Origin of the sequence: Vibrio harveyi (assembly GCF_030060435.1) — a bacterium.
GTDB lineage: Bacteria > Pseudomonadota > Gammaproteobacteria > Enterobacterales > Vibrionaceae > Vibrio > Vibrio harveyi.
Window position 1 is genome coordinate 3412646 of sequence record NZ_CP125875.1, and the last position, 17622, is coordinate 3430267.

The window sequence follows — 17622 nt, forward strand, 5'->3', positions numbered from 1 at the left end:
GCGTGAGTGGATTAACTTACACGCTGGTAGTGAACGGGCCGGTTTACGGCAGTCAATCGGCGCGCAGCGCATATCAATTCGCACAAGCGGTAATTGAACAAGGACATACTCTGGTGAGTGTGTTCTTTTACCAAGATGGCGTCACTAATGGTACGGCTTTGAGCGTGCCTGCCAACGACGAGTTTGACCTAACCAAAGCATGGCAATCACTCGCACAGCAACACGATGTTCGTCTGGAAACCTGCGTAGCAGCCGCTTTGCGTCGCGGCATCATCAGCGAAGATGAGGCGAATCAACATGGTCTTGAGCAGAACAACCTAGCGACAGGGTTCGAGCAAGCCGGTTTGGGGAGCTTAGCCGAAGCCATGTTAACGCAAGATAGAGTGGTGCAGTTTTGAGTCAGTTAACTTACCTATTTCGTAGCGCGCCTCATGGTAACAATGCAGGGCGTGAAGGTGTGGATGCGCTGTTAGCAGCGTCTGCGTACTGTGAAGACATCACCGTTCTATTTGTTGGGGATGGTGTGTATCAGTTACTGCTTGGACAAGAGCCTAAAGGCATCTTAAGCAAAGACTACGCTCCAATGTTGAAGTTGTTCGACTTGTACGACATTGAGCAAGTGTTTGTTTGTGCCGATTCGCTTGCCGAGCGTGGCTTGGCTCAAGCCGATTTAGTCATTGATGCAGAGGCGCTAAATACAGAGCAACTAAAAGCTCAACTGCAACAAGCGGGCAAACTGCTGTCATTCTGAGGAAGCCATGTTACATATCATCAAATCCGTAGCTGCATTAGACGATGCAATGGCACTGTACAGTGAGCAAGATGATGTCTTGTTGATTGAAGATGCCGTGTACGCTGCGAACCCTCAGCATAAGGCGTTCAGCAAGGTAAAAGGTCCATCAGTGTTTGCGCTACAAAGCGATATTGAAGCCCGCGGCATGAGCAATCGTATCAGCCCATCTATTGAGGTGATTGGCTATGCTGGCTTTGTTGAACTAACAGCAAAACAAGCCAAATCTCTGACTTGGGATTAACCCTTCTTTCCTGTCGATTGAGCTTTACGGATTAATTGCCCTAATTGAACAAAAAAGATCCGTATATTTCTTGACACACCTCTCACTGCTGCATAGAATTTTGCGTCCCTAACTGCCAACCGCTGTTAGGGATAGATTTTTCACAAAGCTTACTTTCAAGTAAATCAGGAGCTAGTTAATGGCAACTATTAACCAGTTGGTACGTAAGCCACGTGCAAAGCAAGTTGTTAAAAGCAACGTGCCTGCACTAGAAGCGTGCCCACAAAAACGTGGTGTATGTACTCGTGTTTACACTACTACACCTAAAAAACCTAACTCAGCACTTCGTAAAGTTTGTCGTGTACGTCTGACAAACGGCTTCGAAGTTACATCGTACATCGGCGGTGAAGGTCACAACCTTCAAGAGCACAGTGTTGTACTAATCCGTGGCGGTCGTGTAAAAGACCTTCCGGGTGTACGTTACCACACTGTTCGCGGTGCACTTGACTGTGCTGGCGTTAACGACCGTAAACAAGGTCGTTCTAAGTACGGTGTGAAGCGTCCTAAGTCTTAATGGATTCCGTTAAGTAAGGCCAAACACTAAATTATTTTTAATTTTTTGAAAAAACTGAAAAGTTTTGGATAAAACCTGAAGAAGACAACGGAGAAAATCCATGCCACGTCGTCGCGTCATTGGTCAGCGTAAGATCCTTCCAGATCCAAAGTTCAAATCTGAACTGCTGGCAAAATTCGTTAACATCCTAATGGTTGACGGTAAAAAATCTACTGCAGAAAAAATCGTTTACACTGCACTAGATTCTATGGCTGAAAAGTCTGGTAAAGACCACTTAGCTATTTTTGAAGAAGCTCTTGAAAATGTTCGCCCAGCGGTAGAAGTTAAATCTCGCCGTGTAGGTGGTTCAACTTACCAAGTACCTGTAGAAGTACGTCCGGTTCGCCGTAACGCACTTGCTATGCGTTGGTTGGTTGAAGCTGCGCGTAAGCGTGGTGAAAAATCTATGGCTCAACGCCTAGCTGCTGAAATGCTAGACGCGTCTGAGAACAAAGGTACTGCGGTTAAGAAACGTGAAGACGTTCACCGCATGGCTGACGCAAACAAAGCGTTCGCTCATTACCGTTGGTAATACCTTTTCAGTGCTGCAAGGTTCCTTGCAGCACTTCTTTAGTTCCTATGCCTATGCTAGGAACTATTGCTATATCTAGGGGATAGCATTTTTTAGTTATAGCAATAGTCCCTATCTCTAAGTTAAGAGGATTCAATCGTGGCTCGCAAAACTCCTATTGAGCGCTACCGTAACATCGGTATCTGTGCTCACGTAGATGCAGGTAAAACAACCACTACTGAACGTATTCTGTTCTACACTGGTCTGTCTCATAAAATCGGTGAAGTTCACGATGGCGCAGCAACCATGGACTGGATGGAGCAGGAGCAAGAACGTGGTATCACAATCACGTCTGCGGCGACTACTACCTTCTGGCGTGGTATGGAAGCACAATTCCAAGAGCACCGCGTTAACATCATCGACACCCCTGGACACGTTGACTTTACTATCGAAGTAGAGCGTTCTCTACGCGTACTTGATGGTGCAGTTGTTGTGTTCTGTGGTTCATCTGGTGTTGAACCTCAGTCTGAAACTGTATGGCGTCAAGCTGACAAGTACCACGTTCCACGTATGGTATTTGTAAACAAGATGGACCGTGCAGGCGCTGACTTCCTACGCGTTGTGGACCAAATTAAAAACCGTCTTGGTGCGAATCCTGTTCCAATCCAACTAAACGTTGGTGCAGAGGATGATTTCCGTGGTGTTATCGACCTTATCAAGATGAAGATGATCAACTGGAATGAAGCCGACCAAGGTATGTCGTTCACATACGACGAAATTCCAGCTGACATGCAAGAGCTTGCAGAAGAATGGCGCAACAACCTAGTTGAAGCGGCAGCAGAAGCAACTGAAGAGCTAATGGACAAGTACCTTGAAGAAGGTGAACTGTCTGAAGCAGAGATCAAACAAGCTCTACGTACTCGTACACTAAACAACGAAATCGTACTGGCTACTTGTGGTAGTGCGTTCAAAAACAAAGGTGTTCAAGCAGTACTAGACGCAGTGATCGAGTTCTTGCCATCGCCAATCGACGTACCTGCAATTAAAGGTATCGACGAAAGAGAGAACGAAGTTGAGCGTCACGCAGACGACAACGAACCGTTCTCAGCACTAGCATTCAAGATCGCGACTGACCCATTCGTGGGCACGCTAACTTTCATGCGCGTTTACTCAGGTGTTGTGAACTCAGGTGATGCTGTTTACAACTCAGTAAAAGACAAGAAAGAGCGTTTCGGTCGTATCGTTCAGATGCATGCGAACAAGCGTGAAGAAGTAAAAGAAGTTCGCGCTGGTGATATCGCAGCTGCTATCGGTCTGAAAGACGTTACAACAGGTGACACACTATGTGACCAGAACCACAAAGTGATTCTAGAACGCATGGAATTCCCTGAACCTGTAATTCAGATCGCTGTAGAACCTCGTTCTAAAGCAGACCAAGAGAAAATGGGTATCGCGCTAGGTAAACTGGCAGCGGAAGACCCATCATTCCGCGTGGAAACGGATGACGAAACAGGTCAAACTCTGATCTCTGGTATGGGTGAGCTTCACCTAGATATCATCGTTGACCGTATGAAGCGTGAATTCAGCGTTGACTGTAACGTTGGTAAACCTCAGGTTGCTTACCGTGAAACCATTCGTGGTAAAGCGGAAGTAGAAGGCAAGTTCGTTCGTCAATCTGGCGGTCGCGGTCAATACGGTCACGTATGGATCAAACTTGAACCTTCAGAGCCTGGTGAAGGTTTCGTATTCGTAGACGAGATTGTGGGTGGTGTGGTTCCTAAGGAATACATCAGCTCGGTATCGAAAGGTATCGAAGAACAAATGAATAGTGGTGTTCTAGCGGGTTACCCTGTTCTAGATATTAAAGCAACACTATTTGACGGTTCTTACCACGATGTTGACTCAAGCGAGATGGCGTTCAAGATCGCTGGCTCGATGGCATTCAAGAAAGGTGCACTAGAAGCACAACCTGTGATTCTAGAACCAATGATGAATGTTGAAGTAACTACGCCGGAAGATTGGATGGGTGACGTTGTTGGTGACCTAAACCGCCGCCGCGGTATGATCGAAGGTATGGATGAAGGTGTGGCTGGTCTTAAGATCATTCGTGCTCAAGTTCCACTATCTGAGATGTTTGGTTACGCAACTGACCTACGTTCTGCAACTCAAGGCCGTGCGTCTTACTCTATGGAGTTTAACGAGTACGCTGAAGTACCGAAAAACTTCGCAGATAAAATCATTGCAGACCGTGGTTACTAATTAAAACGCTTTGAGCTGAAAAAAAGTCCAGCTTTTTTTAAAGATCAATGCGTCCAAATATTGCGCTAACAGGCGTTGGCGCATAAAATAACAATTTCTGGCGCGTCGAGATCAATAATGATCACGGCGAATCATAACTAGGAAGGAACACGATTGTGTCTAAAGAAAAATTTGAACGTGTAAAACCGCACGTAAACGTTGGTACTATCGGCCACGTTGACCACGGTAAAACTACTCTAACTGCAGCTATCTGTACAACACTTGCTAAAGTATACGGCGGTGCTGCTCGTGACTTCGCATCTATCGATAACGCTCCAGAAGAGCGTGAGCGCGGTATCACAATCGCTACTTCTCACGTAGAGTACGACACTCCAACTCGTCACTACGCACACGTAGACTGTCCAGGACACGCGGATTATGTTAAAAACATGATCACTGGTGCTGCACAGATGGACGGTGGTATCCTAGTTGTTGCTGCGACAGATGGTCCAATGCCACAAACTCGTGAGCACATCCTACTAGGCCGTCAGGTTGGTATCCCATACATCATCGTATTCATGAACAAATGTGACATGGTTGACGATGAAGAGCTACTAGAACTAGTAGAAATGGAAGTTCGTGAACTTCTATCTGAGTACGACTTCCCAGGTGATGACCTACCAGTTATCCAAGGTTCTGCTCTAGGCGCACTAAACGGCGAAGAGCAATGGGAAGCTAAGATTGTTGAACTAGCAGAAGCGCTAGATTCATACATCCCTGAGCCAGAGCGTGCAGTAGATATGCCATTCCTAATGCCTATCGAAGACGTATTCTCAATCCAAGGTCGTGGTACAGTAGTAACTGGTCGTATCGAACGTGGTATCCTAAACGTAGGTGACGAAGTTGCTATCGTTGGTATCAAAGACACTACTACTACTACATGTACTGGTGTTGAAATGTTCCGTAAGCTTCTTGACGAAGGTCGTGCTGGTGAGAACGTTGGTGCACTTCTACGTGGTACTAAGCGTGATGAAGTTGAACGTGGTCAAGTACTAGCTAAGCCTGGTTCAATCACTCCACACACTAAGTTCGAGTCAGAAGTATACGTACTTTCTAAAGATGAAGGTGGTCGTCACACTCCATTCTTCAAAGGCTACCGTCCACAGTTCTACTTCCGTACAACTGACGTAACTGGTGACATCTCTCTACCAGAAGGCGTAGAAATGGTAATGCCAGGCGACAACATCCAAATGCAAGTTGAGCTAATCGCTCCAATCGCTATGGACGAAGGTCTACGTTTCGCTATCCGTGAAGGTGGCCGTACTGTAGGTGCTGGTGTTGTTGCTAAGATCTTCGACTAATTCTTACTGAATTAATCGTAATCTTGCACTCTTCTTCTTTTTGAAGAAAGCGCTAGAAAAAGGGAAGCTGAGGCTTCCCTTTTTTATATCTACAATTCTTCTTTTCAATATGGTTATAAGCCCATCACTCTTAGTCATGCTTTTTGTTTTTTAAAAACATGATCTTAGCTCTGCTCGATTTTCTCTTCTTTTTAGCTATCCGCTAAGTCACTGAAAAATGCCAAAGCGGTCCAGACCGTTATAACAAAACGTTCTGTAATTCATCTTAATACAACTGGTAACAAGAACGATTCTTGTTTATATTTCATTCCAAAGTGAAATTTAAAGGTTTTGAATATGTACGTTTGTCTTTGCCATGGTGTCTCTGACAAGAAAATTAGGAAGTTGGCGATAGATGAAGGCGTAACAGACATAAAAGGAATTAAACGATGTACTGCTTTGGGCAGCCAATGTGGTAAGTGCATTAAACAAGCCAAAGAGATTTTAGCGGAAACAGAATACCTAACACTGAAACAAGCTAGCTAATTATTAGCTAAGCCTTTTTGACACCTTCTCATTTGCTTCTACATTTAAATGAAGCCAAAGAGGAGGGCTTTGTCATGAAAGGCGATCCAATCATAATCCAACATCTCAATAAAGTGCTCGGCAACGAGCTCGTCGCTATCAATCAATATTTTCTGCATGCTCGTATGTACAAGGACTGGGGCTTAAAACACCTCGCCGACAAGGAGTACCACGAGTCGATCGATGAAATGAAGCACGCTGATCATCTAATCGAACGTATCCTGTTTCTAGAAGGCTTACCTAATTTGCAAGATCTCGGTAAATTGATGATCGGGGAAGATACCAAAGAAATGCTTGAGTGCGATTTGAAGCTCGAAATGGCAGCAATCCCAGATCTAAAAGATGCGATCGCTTATGCGGAGGATATCCGTGATTATGTATCACGCGACCTCTTCCAAGATATTCTTGAAGACGAAGAAGAGCACGTCGATTGGCTTGAAACGCAACTGGGCTTGATCGAAATGTCTGGTATCGAAAACTACCTACAAGCGCAATACGTTGATGAAGAGTGAGATTATATTTCGCTGTTTTCTCGCTGAAAGAAAGTGATTAAAAGTGCACCTGATCTGTCTATCAGGTGCCAATCATAGATATCTGGTCTAATCTCTTACATTATTACCTTTTTTAAGGATATCGCTCGCAATCTTGCCTATGAAGATTGACTTCTATCCTTTAGAATTTATTCCCCCTTACCGAAAAAATAACAAAAGAGAAACGATCCATGTCTGAAGACAATCGCCAAGAAGTCACCCCAGAAGAAGAACGCCGCCAACAAGCATTGGACTACCATGCGTACCCAACCCCAGGAAAAATCGCAGTAGAGCTGACTAAGCCAGCTGAAACTGCTAACGATCTTGCTCTGGCATACAGCCCTGGTGTTGCAGAGCCTGTACGCGAAATCGCACAAAATGCTGACAATGTGTACAAATACACGGCGAAAGGCAACATGGTTGCGGTTATCTCTAACGGCACGGCTATTCTTGGTCTTGGTAACCTTGGTCCGCTAGCTTCTAAACCAGTAATGGAAGGTAAAGCGCTGTTGTTCAAACGCTTTGCTGGTCTAGATTCAATTGATATCGAAGTGAAACACCGCACGATCGACGAATTTGTCGACACAGTAGCAAACATTGCAGATACTTTCGGTGGTATTAACCTAGAAGATATCAAAGCGCCTGATTGTTTTGAGATTGAAAAGCGCCTTATCGAACGCTGTGATGTACCTGTATTCCACGATGACCAACACGGCACTGCAATCGTAACGGCTGCGGGTATGCTGAACGCAATTGAGCTGCAAGGTAAGAAGCTAGAAGAATCAACCATCGTTTGTCTTGGTGCTGGTGCTGCGGCAGTGGCATGTATGGAGCTGTTGATCAAATGTGGCGCAATGCGTGAGAAGATCTACATGCTGGATCGTAAAGGGGTGATCCATACACGTCGTGACGACCTAAACGAATACAAACAGTTATTCGCAAACAACACAGATAAGCGTACGCTGGAAGACGTGATTGAAGGTGCGGATCTGTTCTTGGGTGTATCAGGTCCAAATTTACTACCTGCAGAAGCATTGAAGCTGATGGCAGATAAGCCTGTTGTGTTCGCATGTTCAAACCCAGATCCAGAAATCAAACCAGAATTGGCTCATGAAGTGCGTGATGACTTGATCATGGGCACTGGTCGTAGCGACTACCCGAACCAAGTAAACAACGTTCTGTGTTTCCCATTCATCTTCCGTGGTGCATTGGATGTTCGTGCGAGTGAAATTAATGATGAAATGAAGCTTGCGGCAGTCGATGCGATTCGTGAATTGGCAAAAGAGCCAGTACCAGAAGCTGTATTGAAGGCAGCTGGCGTAGACAAGCTAGAGTTTGGCTCTGATTACATCATTCCAAAACCAATGGATCCACGTCTACTACCACGCGTAGCAAAAGCGGTTGCTCAAGCTGCGGTTGATTCAGGTGTAGCGCGTATTGAGATGCCAGAAAACTACATGGCGGAGTAAGCCAAAGTCATTTCTGACAGCAAAGAAAAGGGACGCGATGGCGTCCCTTTTTAGTTTGGTCTGAAACTGTCCCCGGTGCAGCCTCATCGTGTTGACGAATTTGTAAGCAATTATTCTTCGTCAAACGCTTCGAATTCGATGCCCATTGCCGTCATCAGCGCTTTTGCTTCTGTAGGAATATCATCTGGGCGGTCTTTACGAAGGTCTTCATCAGTTGGCAGTGGTTGCCCTGTGTAAGCATGTAGGAATGCTTCACATAGTAGCTCACTGTTAGTCGCATGGCGTAAGTTATTGATCTGGCGGCGAGTTCGCTCATCAGTCAGCACTTTTAAAACTTTTAGCGGGATAGAGACGGTAATCTTTTTTACTTGTTCGCTTTTTTTACCGTGCTCAGCATACGGGCTAATGTATTCGCCATTCCAGTCAGCCATTGCGCACCTTCATTAATGTAATAAGTTAGAAAAATAAATATAGGTGCTGATTTTAGCTGCATTTACCGCCATAAGCAAAGACATATGGACGTCTAGAAGTGTTGACGTCTTATTTTTAGACAAGTAAAGTGAGGTTAATAGTTAGGGAAGAGTGTTAATCAATTGAGCAATACAAGCTAGATATAGCGCATTCCCATTTAGATGTCACCACCCGTGAAAGGATACACCCATGAGCACCCGTAAGCCTGCGACCATTGCTGTACGCACTGGTATCGAGTCAGACAGTCAATATCACGCTGTTGTACCACCAATCTACCTTTCTACTAACTACGGCTTCCCCGCGTTTGGTGAAGTTCCACAATACGACTACACACGTTCTGGTAACCCAAACCGAGGCTTGTTAGAAAAAGCATTGTACGAACTTGAGTCAGGTAAAGGAGCGGTTGTCACTAACTGCGGCACATCGGCACTAAACCTTTGGGTATCGGCGTTTCTTGGACCTGATGACTTAATTGTTGCACCGCATGATTGCTACGGCGGTACGTATCGTCTGTTCAATACTCGCGCCAACAAAGGCGACTTTAAAGTGCAGTTTGTTGACCAGTCGGATCAGCAAGCGTTGGCTGCGGCGATTGCGAAAAAGCCAAAGCTTATCTTGTTAGAAACTCCGTCAAACCCACTCGTACGCGTTGTTGATATTGCGGCTGTGTGTGAGAAGGCAAAACAAGTTGGCGCTTTAGTCGCAGTGGACAATACCTTTTTGACACCTGTGTACCAAAAGCCTTTGGAGCTTGGTGCGGATTTTGTTATCCACTCAACAACGAAATACATTAATGGTCACTCTGACGTGATTGGTGGTGTGGTGATCACTAAGAGCGAAGAGCATGCTGAAGAGTTAGCATGGTGGGGTAACTGCATTGGTGCAACGGGTACGCCATTCGACAGTTACATGACGCTTCGAGGAATTCGTACGCTGGGTGCGCGAATGCGAGTTCATGAAGAAAGCTCTCAGCAAGTGTTGGCGTATTTGCAAACGCAATCTTTGGTAGCGAAGATTTATCATCCAAGTTTGCCAGAGCATCCAGGCCATGACATCGCGAAGAAGCAACAATCGGGTTTTGGTTCTATGCTGAGCTTTGAGTTTGCTGGCTCATTTGAGCAGCTAAAAGTGTTTGTTAAAGAACTTGAACTCTTCTCTCTTGCTGAGTCGCTAGGTGGTGTAGAAAGCTTGATTTGTCACCCTGCGTCAATGACGCATCGTGCGATGGGTGAAGAAGCTCTGGCTGAAGCTGGTGTTTCTCAACAGTTACTGCGCTTATCTGTTGGCTTAGAAGATGCCCAAGATCTGATTGCTGATCTTGAGCAAGCATTTGCGAAAGCTACACAGTAATTGGGAGAGGTAAGGTCATGACTGTACAACGTCAGCTGCATAAATTTGGTGGTAGCAGCTTAGCGAACCCAGAATGTTACCAACGTGTGGTGGGTATTCTTAAAGAGTATTCAGCAGAAAATGATTTGGTGGTGGTATCGGCTGCAGGGAAAACCACTAACCGCTTGATCGAGTTTTTAGAAGGGCTGGATAAAGACGGTCGCATCGCACATGAAGCGCTACAAAACTTGCGACTGTTCCAGACAGAGTTAATTGAAGCTTTATTAGAAGGAGAAGCGCAAACGCAAGTGCTTGCTTCTCTTCAAGATGAATTCAGTACCTTAGCTGAGTTAACTGCGCCACTTACGGAAGCGCAAAAAGCAGCAGTGCTTGGGCATGGTGAAGTATGGTCGTCACGCTTACTGGCTGCACTGTTATCACAACAGGATCTTCCAGCGGTAGCGCAAGATTCTCGCGCCTTTTTACGCGCAGAAGCTGGAACGCAGCCAGAAGTCGACCGAGCTCGCTCTTATGCACTTATCAAAGAGGCGTTAACTCAACATAGCCACAAGCGTGTCATCATTACAGGCTTTATGGCGCAAAATGAAGTGGGTGAAACAGTACTGTTGGGGCGTAACGGCTCAGACTATTCAGCAACGGTGATTGGTGCATTGGCTGAGGTAAACACCGTGACCATCTGGAGTGATGTTGCTGGCGTTTACAGTGCAGACCCACGTTTAGTGTCGGATGCTTGCTTGTTGCCGTTGCTGCGTTTAGATGAGGCGAGTGAACTTGCGCGTTTGGCTGCGCCAGTGCTGCACAGTCGTACGCTACAGCCAGTTGCTCAAAGCACGATGGATTTGAGCCTCAAATGCAGCTATCAACCTGAATCAGGCTCAACGCGTATTGAGCGCGTATTGGTTTCAGGTCGCGGTGCTAAAATCATTACGTCTCTTGATGAAGTGTTGTTGGTTCAACTGTCTTTTATCCATGGTCATGATTTTGAGCGAGCGCAGAAAGAAGTTCTGCAAGCTTTAAAGCGTGCTCAATTGGAACCATTAGCATTTGAAGCACAACAAGATCAGCAAACTTTGCGTTTGGCGTATACCGCAGAGATTGCTGGCGGTGCATTAACTTATCTACAAGAGTTAGCCGTTGAAGCAGAAATCAAGCTTAAAGAGGGTTACTCACTTTTAGCGGCTGTTGGTGCCGGAGTGACGAAAAATGCAAATCACTGTTTTGGCTTCTATCAACAACTTAAGCATGCGCCTGTTGAGTTTATTTCAGAGACGGAATCAGGTTTGAGCTTGGTAGCAGTACTACGCCGTGCAGAAGTCGAAGAGTTGGTACAACGCATTCATAGTCAGTTGTTTCAAGCGCAAAAGCGTGTAGCGGTTGCGTTGTGTGGTAAAGGTAACATTGGCTCAAGTTGGTTATCGCTGTTTGCAGAGCAAAAAGAAGAGCTCGAAAAACGCCATGGTATGAGCTTTGATTTAGTAGCGGTTGTTGATAGTCAAACGTATTGGTTTGATGAAAACGGGATTGATGCAGCAACAGTTGCTCAGCGCTTTGATGATGAAAGCATCGAGAATGATGGCAACTGGTTGACGAAGCTCGGCGCGATACAAAACTTCGATGAAGCAGTCGTACTTGATGTCACGGCGAGTAAAGAGTTGGCGACACGTTATGTGGAAATTGCGCAGCAAGGTATTCACTTGATTTCAGCGAACAAAGTGGCAGGCTCGGCGGACAGTCAATATTACCACCAAGTACAAGACGCCTTTGCTAAAATTGGTCGTCATTGGCTTTATAACGCTACGGTTGGTGCAGGGTTACCGATCAACCATACTGTTCGAGACTTGCGTGAAAGCGGTGATGATGTCGTCGCACTATCGGGTATTTTCTCCGGTACGCTATCTTGGTTATTCCAGCAGTTTGATGGCTCAGTGCCGTTTGCTGAACTGGTCGATTTGGCATGGCAACAAGGTTTGACAGAGCCTGACCCTCGCTCTGATTTAGATGGCTCTGACGTGATGCGTAAGTTGGTTATCTTGGCTCGTGAATCTGGTTTGAGTATTGAACCAGAGAGTGTGAAAGTGGAATCACTTGTACCAGAAGAGTTGCGAGAACTGAGTCTAGACGCATTCTTTGACCAAGGTGATATTCTAAGTGAGATTCTACAAGAGCGTCTAACCAAGGCTCAGAAAAATGACCAAGTATTGCGTTATGTAGCGCGTTTAGAGCGTAATGGCAAAGCAACGGTGGGTGTTGAAGCATTATCACGTGAACATGCACTGGCAAACTTACTACCGTGTGACAATATCTTTGCTATTGAGAGTAAGTGGTACAAAGACAATCCATTGGTTATTCGAGGTCCAGGTGCTGGTCGTGAAGTCACGGCTGGTGCGATTCAATCTGACCTTAATCGCCTAGCTGGTTTGTTTTAAATTTCACCGAAACAATTTTTGCGAACGACAACAAAACCTCGGACTATCTCCGGGGTTTTTTATTATTTAGATAATGCCATACTGAATTGGGAAGTTCGGCTAGGGATTGGTCATAAAGGAACTTGAACTATCCTCATTATGAACTTGAGAAAAATTCATAATCACAAGGTTGACATTAAATCGCATTCAATACATTCTGTAGACATATAGACGTCTAAACGTCGATTTGAGGAATTTTGATTTCGTGGTGGAGTTGCCACAGGGAGAGTAAGATGGGATACACGCATGCAGGGCACATCGATGCCTTAAACCAGAATATCGCTGAACTATCAGACAACATCAACGTCTCATTTGAGTTTTTTCCACCAAGCAGTGAGAAGATGGAAGAAACACTGTGGAACTCAGTGCATCGTCTTAAAACTCTTCAACCAAAATTCGTTTCTGTCACATACGGCGCAAACTCAGGCGAGCGTGACAGAACCCATTCGATCATTAAAGAAATCAAAGCGGCAACAGGTCTTGTGGCTGCACCTCACCTAACGTGTATCGACGCAACTCGTGATGAATTGATCGACATTGCTGACGATTACTGGAATAACGGTATCAAAAACATCGTAGCGCTACGTGGTGATATTCCACCGGGTGGTGGTGCGCCAGATATGTACGCATCGGATTTGGTAGAACTGCTTAAAGCGCGTCACGATTTCGATATCTCAGTAGCGGCATTCCCAGAAGTTCACCCTGAAGCAAAAAGTGCTCAATCGGATCTGCTGAATCTAAAGCGTAAAGTTGACGCAGGTGCAAACCGCGCGATTACTCAGTTCTTCTTTGATGTGGAGTCTTACCTGCGCTTCCGTGACCGTTGTGTAGCGGCTGGTATTGATGTCGAAATTGTGCCGGGTATCTTGCCAGTATCGAACTTCAAACAAGCATCTCGCTTTGCGGCGCAGAATAATGTGAAAGTACCAGGTTGGATGAGCAAGCAGTTTGAAGGTTTGGATGATGATCCCGTGACGCGTCAGCTGGTTGGTGCAAGCCAAGCAATTGATATGGTTCGTGTATTAAGCCGTGAAGGTGTAAAAGATTTTCACTTCTACACATTGAACCGTGCAGAGATGACTTATGCACTTTGCCACACTCTAGGTGTTCGTCCACAAGTTGCAGTAGGGGCTTAATGCGCCTTCCCCAGATAAACAAAAGGCTTGCCCATCGGCAAGCCTTTTTCGTTTCATTTAAAGTGACGAATTAGCCGATCACTTCAAGTTCTGTTAGTACTTCTTCTGCCCAGTTAATCCAAGCTTCACGTAGCATTAGGTTACGACGAAGTGTTAGACGCTCAAGACGTGCTTGCTTGTCTAGTGTTGATGGCGTTGCGTAGTACGCTGCTTCGATTTCTTTGTAGTGAGAAACGAGCTTACGAGACTCTTCTACAAGTTCAGAAAGCTGGTCACGGTACGGTGCTGCTGGCTGCACGGCACAAGCCATTAGCTTAGCAGAGAATTCGTCACGTACAGTTGGGTGTGCAGTTGGTTGATCGAACCACTCGCCCAATGCGCTACGACCTGCGTCAGTGATTGAGTAAACCTTACGATCTGGTTTGCCTTCTTGAGGTTCTAGTACGCAAGTAACCAGCTCTTTCTCAGCCATCTTGTTAAGTTCACGATAAACTTGTTGATGGCTTGCTTTCCAGAAGTAACCGATGCTAGCTGAGAATTCTTTAGTGATGTCGTAACCGGTAGCGTCGCGAGTGCTAAGTACAGTTAGAATTACGTGTGGTAATGACATGTCTTCAATCCAAATGGTCAATAAACTTGTAAACAAGCTAGCTACACTTTCATTTGCGTTCTTAATGACGCTTGAGTTTTTTATGTGTAGATAGCACCAACAATGTTGGTCCTGTCACCTTAAAGCCGTTTATCACCTAGAGTGATGGTGTTTCCACCGAGCTGGAGCCTATTTGATTGGACTTGTGAGCTTCCAGCAGGCAAGTAGTATATAAATAATAAGCATGAAGTGGAATAGTAGGACAAAATTACCCAAAAAAACTAATAAAATACTCAATAGTGTTTTTTGGTAGTGAAATATCTTGTTGTGTAGAGACTTTTTGTTTTCTATTTGGATTAATAATCTAGGTCGGTATTGTTCGAATAGTGGAAGTGATTAGTAAATAACAATAAAGGCTGAGATTTCGCTCAGCCTTTTAGTCAACTTTATGTAATCAGATTAACCTGTATTACGCATGCCTGCTGCAATACCTGCAATCGTCACCATCAATGCTTCTTCTAAATTGGCAGAAGCTTCTTCAGTTTGACGAGTTCGGTATAGCAACTCGGCTTGAAGCATGTTCAATGGCTCAACGTAGATGTTACGTAGGCGAATAGATTCTAGACCCCAAGGGTCGCTTTGCATTAGGTTCTCGTTGTTCTCTACGTTTAGTACCGACTTGATATCACGCTGGAGTTGCTCACGTAGTCGATCACCTAATGGTAGAAGTTGATTCTCCACTAGGCGTTGATCATAGTAGCGAGAGATTTCCATGTTGCACTTGGTGTACACCATCTCAAGCATGCCTAGACGAGTAGAGAAGAACGGCCATTCACGACACATCTCTTCCAGTAGCGCCTGATGACCTTTGTCTACAGAGTACTGAATAGCCTCACCTGCGCCTAACCATGCTGGCAGAACCAAGCGGTTTTGGCTCCAAGAGAAGATCCATGGAATCGCACGCAAGCTTTCTACGCCACCGTTTGGATTACGTTTCGCTGGTCGTGAACCAAGTGGCAGTTTACCTAGCTCAAGCTCCGGTGTTGCTTGGCGGAAGTAAGGCACGAAATCTGGCTCGCCACGAACTACACTACGGTATGCTTCGCAGCTTACTTCTGACAAGACGTCCATTAGGTCACGCCACTCTTGCTTAGGCTCTGGTGGCGGCAGTAGGTTTGCTTCAAGGATTGCACTCGCGTACAGGTTGAAGCTATTAACTGCTACATCAGGTAGACCCAACTTAAAGCGGATCATCTCACCTTGCTCTGTTACACGCAGACCACCTTTTAGACTCTTAGGTGGTTGAGACAGTAGTGCTGCATGAGCAGGTGCACCACCACGACCAATCGTACCGCCACGACCGTGGAATAGTGTGAGTTCTACGCCTTCTTCTTCTGCAACCTTAACCAGTGAATCCATCGCGTGGTATTGCGCCCAGCCTGCTGACATTACGCCTGCGTCTTTTGCAGAGTCAGAGTAGCCGATCATCACCATTTGGTGGTTTTGGATAAAGCCGCGGTATAGGTCGATACCCATCAGCTGCTTGATTACCGCTTCTGCGTTGTTCAAATCGTCTAGCGTTTCGAACAGAGGACACACGTCCATGCGGTAAGGGCAACCTGCTTCTTGAAGTAGTAGGTGTACGGCAAGTACGTCAGAAGCGGTACGCGCCATTGAGATAACGTAAGCACCGAATGCTTCGCGAGGTTGTGCTGCAACAATCTTACAGGTATCCAAAACCTCTTTAACTGGTTCCGATGGTTCCCAGTCACGAGGCAGAAGAGGGCGCTTAGATGCGAGTTCGTTAGTTAGGAAAGCTACCTTATCTTGCTCGCTCCACTGTTCGTAGTCACCGATACCTAGGTAGCGAGTCAGTTCAGATAGAACGTCGGCATGACGCGTACTTTCTTGACGGATATCGAGACGAACTAGGTGGATACCGAATGCTTTAACACGGCGTAGTGTATCCAGCAGTGAGCCGTTAGCAATCACGCCCATGCCACATTCGTTTAGTGATTGGTAACACGCGTAAAGTGGTTCCCAAAGCTGCTCTACTTTTTGTAGCGGCGCTTTGACTGCCAGTTTCTGACCGTGAACTTTTGCGTCGAGAATGTCTTTTGTTTCGTTCAGTAGCGAACGTAGCTGTTTAAGGATCGCACGGTATGGTTCGTGTTGATCTTCACCCGCAAGCTCTCGAACTTTGTCGTTACACACTGTCATTGACAGTTCGCTGATCAGTTCGTTGATGTCGTTGAGGTATAGGTCTGCCGCTTTCCAACGAGACAGAAGCAGTACTTCACGAGTTACGCTGTGAGTTACAAATGGGTTACCGTCGCGGTCACCACCCATCCAAGATGAGAAGTGCACAGGGCGAGCATCAATCGGTAGACCTTCGCCAAGGTATGATTTTAGACGGTCGTTCATTTCACGTAAGAAGTCAGGTACGGCTTCCCATAGTGAGTTTTCTACTACAGCAAAGCCCCATTTGGCTTCATCAAGCGGTGTCGGGCGCTGTTGACGAATAACGTCAGAGTGCCAGCTTTGAACGATAAGTTGCTCAAGACGGCGTTCAGTTTTCTTACGCTCTTTGAAAGAGAGGTCGCTCAGCTCTAGCTTAGATAGACACTCGTTGATCTTTACAAGCTTGTTGATCATAGTGCGACGAGTGATTTCAGTTGGGTGTGCAGTCAGAACTAATTCAATGTTCAGATCGCGAACCGCTTGTGCCGTGTCTAGCTTACTCACATCATTTTGCACTAGTTTTGAGAACAGCGAATTAATTGCGTCAGGTTCGCAGATATGCTCTTCACAATGGCGTGAAATGGTGTGGTATTGCTCAGCAATATTGGTCAGGTTTAGAAATTGGTTGAACGCGCGGGTCACTGGCGTCAATTGCTCATCTGGTAAGCTTTTAATTTCTTCTATTAAGCTTTCTCTGTCAGCGTTATTTCCAGCTTGAGCCGATTTGGATAATTTACGAATGGTTTCCACTTTCTCGAAGATTTCTTCGCCATGAGCATCACGAATCGTGTTACCCAGAAGGTGGCCCAACATGCGCACATTGCTTTTAAGTGCGGCGTATTTCTCGTTCATTGTCATCCTGCCTCGTAAAAAAACTACATCCATTGTCCTTGTTAAGACTCCAATCTAGCGAAAATAACCAGTTCTAGTCAAATAAAGCAGAGTAAGTTTGCAATTATTCCGCTGCTGACCTGATTTAGAGCAAAATTAGGTCAGCTTATGCCACTCGAAGTGAAAATTAATTACAAAATTGCCGCTTAAAGAAGGATATAGCGTGCTAGAAGAATAGTG

16 protein-coding genes are annotated in these 17622 nt (G+C 45.6%); 13 read left to right on the forward strand and 3 right to left on the reverse strand.

The features are described from left to right. The first annotated feature begins 2 nt into the window (after positions 1–2). From tusD to QMY49_RS16205, 10 genes are all read left to right on the forward strand, one after another. Positions 3–398, forward strand: a complete 396-nt coding sequence (gene tusD / locus QMY49_RS16160; RefSeq protein WP_005438379.1) for a sulfurtransferase complex subunit TusD — start codon at positions 3–5, stop codon at positions 396–398. After that, positions 395–751, forward strand: coding sequence for a sulfurtransferase complex subunit TusC (gene tusC / locus QMY49_RS16165; RefSeq protein ID WP_005451467.1), 357 nt, complete (start codon positions 395–397; stop codon positions 749–751). Before tusD ends, tusC begins: the two co-directional genes overlap by 4 nt. 7 nt (positions 752–758) lie before the next feature. Then, positions 759–1034 carry a sulfurtransferase complex subunit TusB gene (tusB, locus tag QMY49_RS16170; RefSeq protein WP_005438388.1) on the forward strand — a complete coding sequence of 92 codons (276 nt, stop codon included), beginning with the start codon at positions 759–761 and terminating at the stop codon, positions 1032–1034. A gap of 178 nt (positions 1035–1212) precedes the next feature. After that, complete coding sequence (rpsL, locus tag QMY49_RS16175; RefSeq protein ID WP_004399892.1) at positions 1213–1587, forward strand: 30S ribosomal protein S12; 375 nt, start codon at positions 1213–1215, stop codon at positions 1585–1587. A 100-nt stretch (positions 1588–1687) separates the two neighbouring features. After that, positions 1688–2158: a 30S ribosomal protein S7 gene (gene rpsG / locus QMY49_RS16180; RefSeq protein WP_005438390.1), complete on the forward strand. Its 471-nt coding sequence runs from the start codon at positions 1688–1690 to the stop codon at positions 2156–2158. A 138-nt stretch (positions 2159–2296) separates the two neighbouring features. Then, complete coding sequence (fusA, locus tag QMY49_RS16185) at positions 2297–4396, forward strand: elongation factor G (protein ID WP_005451470.1); 2100 nt, start codon at positions 2297–2299, stop codon at positions 4394–4396. A 155-nt stretch (positions 4397–4551) separates the two neighbouring features. Then, positions 4552–5736, forward strand: coding sequence for an elongation factor Tu (gene tuf, locus QMY49_RS16190; RefSeq protein ID WP_005438393.1), 1185 nt, complete (start codon positions 4552–4554; stop codon positions 5734–5736). Positions 5737–6072: 336 nt separating this feature from the next. After that, positions 6073–6261: a (2Fe-2S)-binding protein gene (locus QMY49_RS16195; protein WP_005451472.1), complete on the forward strand. Its 189-nt coding sequence runs from the start codon at positions 6073–6075 to the stop codon at positions 6259–6261. Positions 6262–6335: 74 nt separating this feature from the next. Further along, positions 6336–6812, forward strand: a complete 477-nt coding sequence (gene bfr, locus QMY49_RS16200; protein ID WP_005381359.1) for a bacterioferritin — start codon at positions 6336–6338, stop codon at positions 6810–6812. Between the two features lie 209 nt (positions 6813–7021). Beyond that, positions 7022–8299, forward strand: coding sequence for a malic enzyme-like NAD(P)-binding protein (locus QMY49_RS16205; RefSeq protein WP_005451474.1), 1278 nt, complete (start codon positions 7022–7024; stop codon positions 8297–8299). A 110-nt stretch (positions 8300–8409) separates the two neighbouring features. On the opposite strand, the gene metJ is transcribed toward QMY49_RS16205, so the two are convergent. Then, on the reverse strand, positions 8410–8730 hold the full coding sequence (gene metJ, locus QMY49_RS16210) for a met regulon transcriptional regulator MetJ (protein ID WP_005432736.1): 321 nt from the start codon (positions 8728–8730) through the stop codon (positions 8410–8412). A 229-nt stretch (positions 8731–8959) separates the two neighbouring features. Here metJ and QMY49_RS16215 point away from each other — a divergent pair, with 229 nt between their 5' ends. From QMY49_RS16215 to metF, 3 genes are all read left to right on the forward strand, one after another. Next, positions 8960–10120: an O-succinylhomoserine (thiol)-lyase gene (locus tag QMY49_RS16215; RefSeq protein ID WP_050932719.1), complete on the forward strand. Its 1161-nt coding sequence runs from the start codon at positions 8960–8962 to the stop codon at positions 10118–10120. Between the two features lie 17 nt (positions 10121–10137). After that, positions 10138–12546, forward strand: coding sequence for a bifunctional aspartate kinase/homoserine dehydrogenase II (locus tag QMY49_RS16220; RefSeq protein ID WP_283312344.1), 2409 nt, complete (start codon positions 10138–10140; stop codon positions 12544–12546). Positions 12547–12818: 272 nt separating this feature from the next. After that, a complete protein-coding gene (gene metF / locus QMY49_RS16225) occupies positions 12819–13721 on the forward strand; it encodes a methylenetetrahydrofolate reductase (protein WP_005432740.1) in 903 nt (300 codons plus the stop codon). 70 nt (positions 13722–13791) lie between these two features. Here the strand turns inward: metF and QMY49_RS16230 are convergent, their stop codons facing one another. Further along, on the reverse strand, positions 13792–14331 hold the full coding sequence (locus QMY49_RS16230; RefSeq protein WP_005451477.1) for a PadR family transcriptional regulator: 540 nt from the start codon (positions 14329–14331) through the stop codon (positions 13792–13794). 438 nt (positions 14332–14769) lie between these two features. Beyond that, entirely contained in the window at positions 14770–17403 is a 2634-nt protein-coding gene (ppc, locus tag QMY49_RS16235; protein WP_005451479.1) for a phosphoenolpyruvate carboxylase, read from the reverse strand. Positions 17404–17622: the final 219 nt, after the last annotated feature.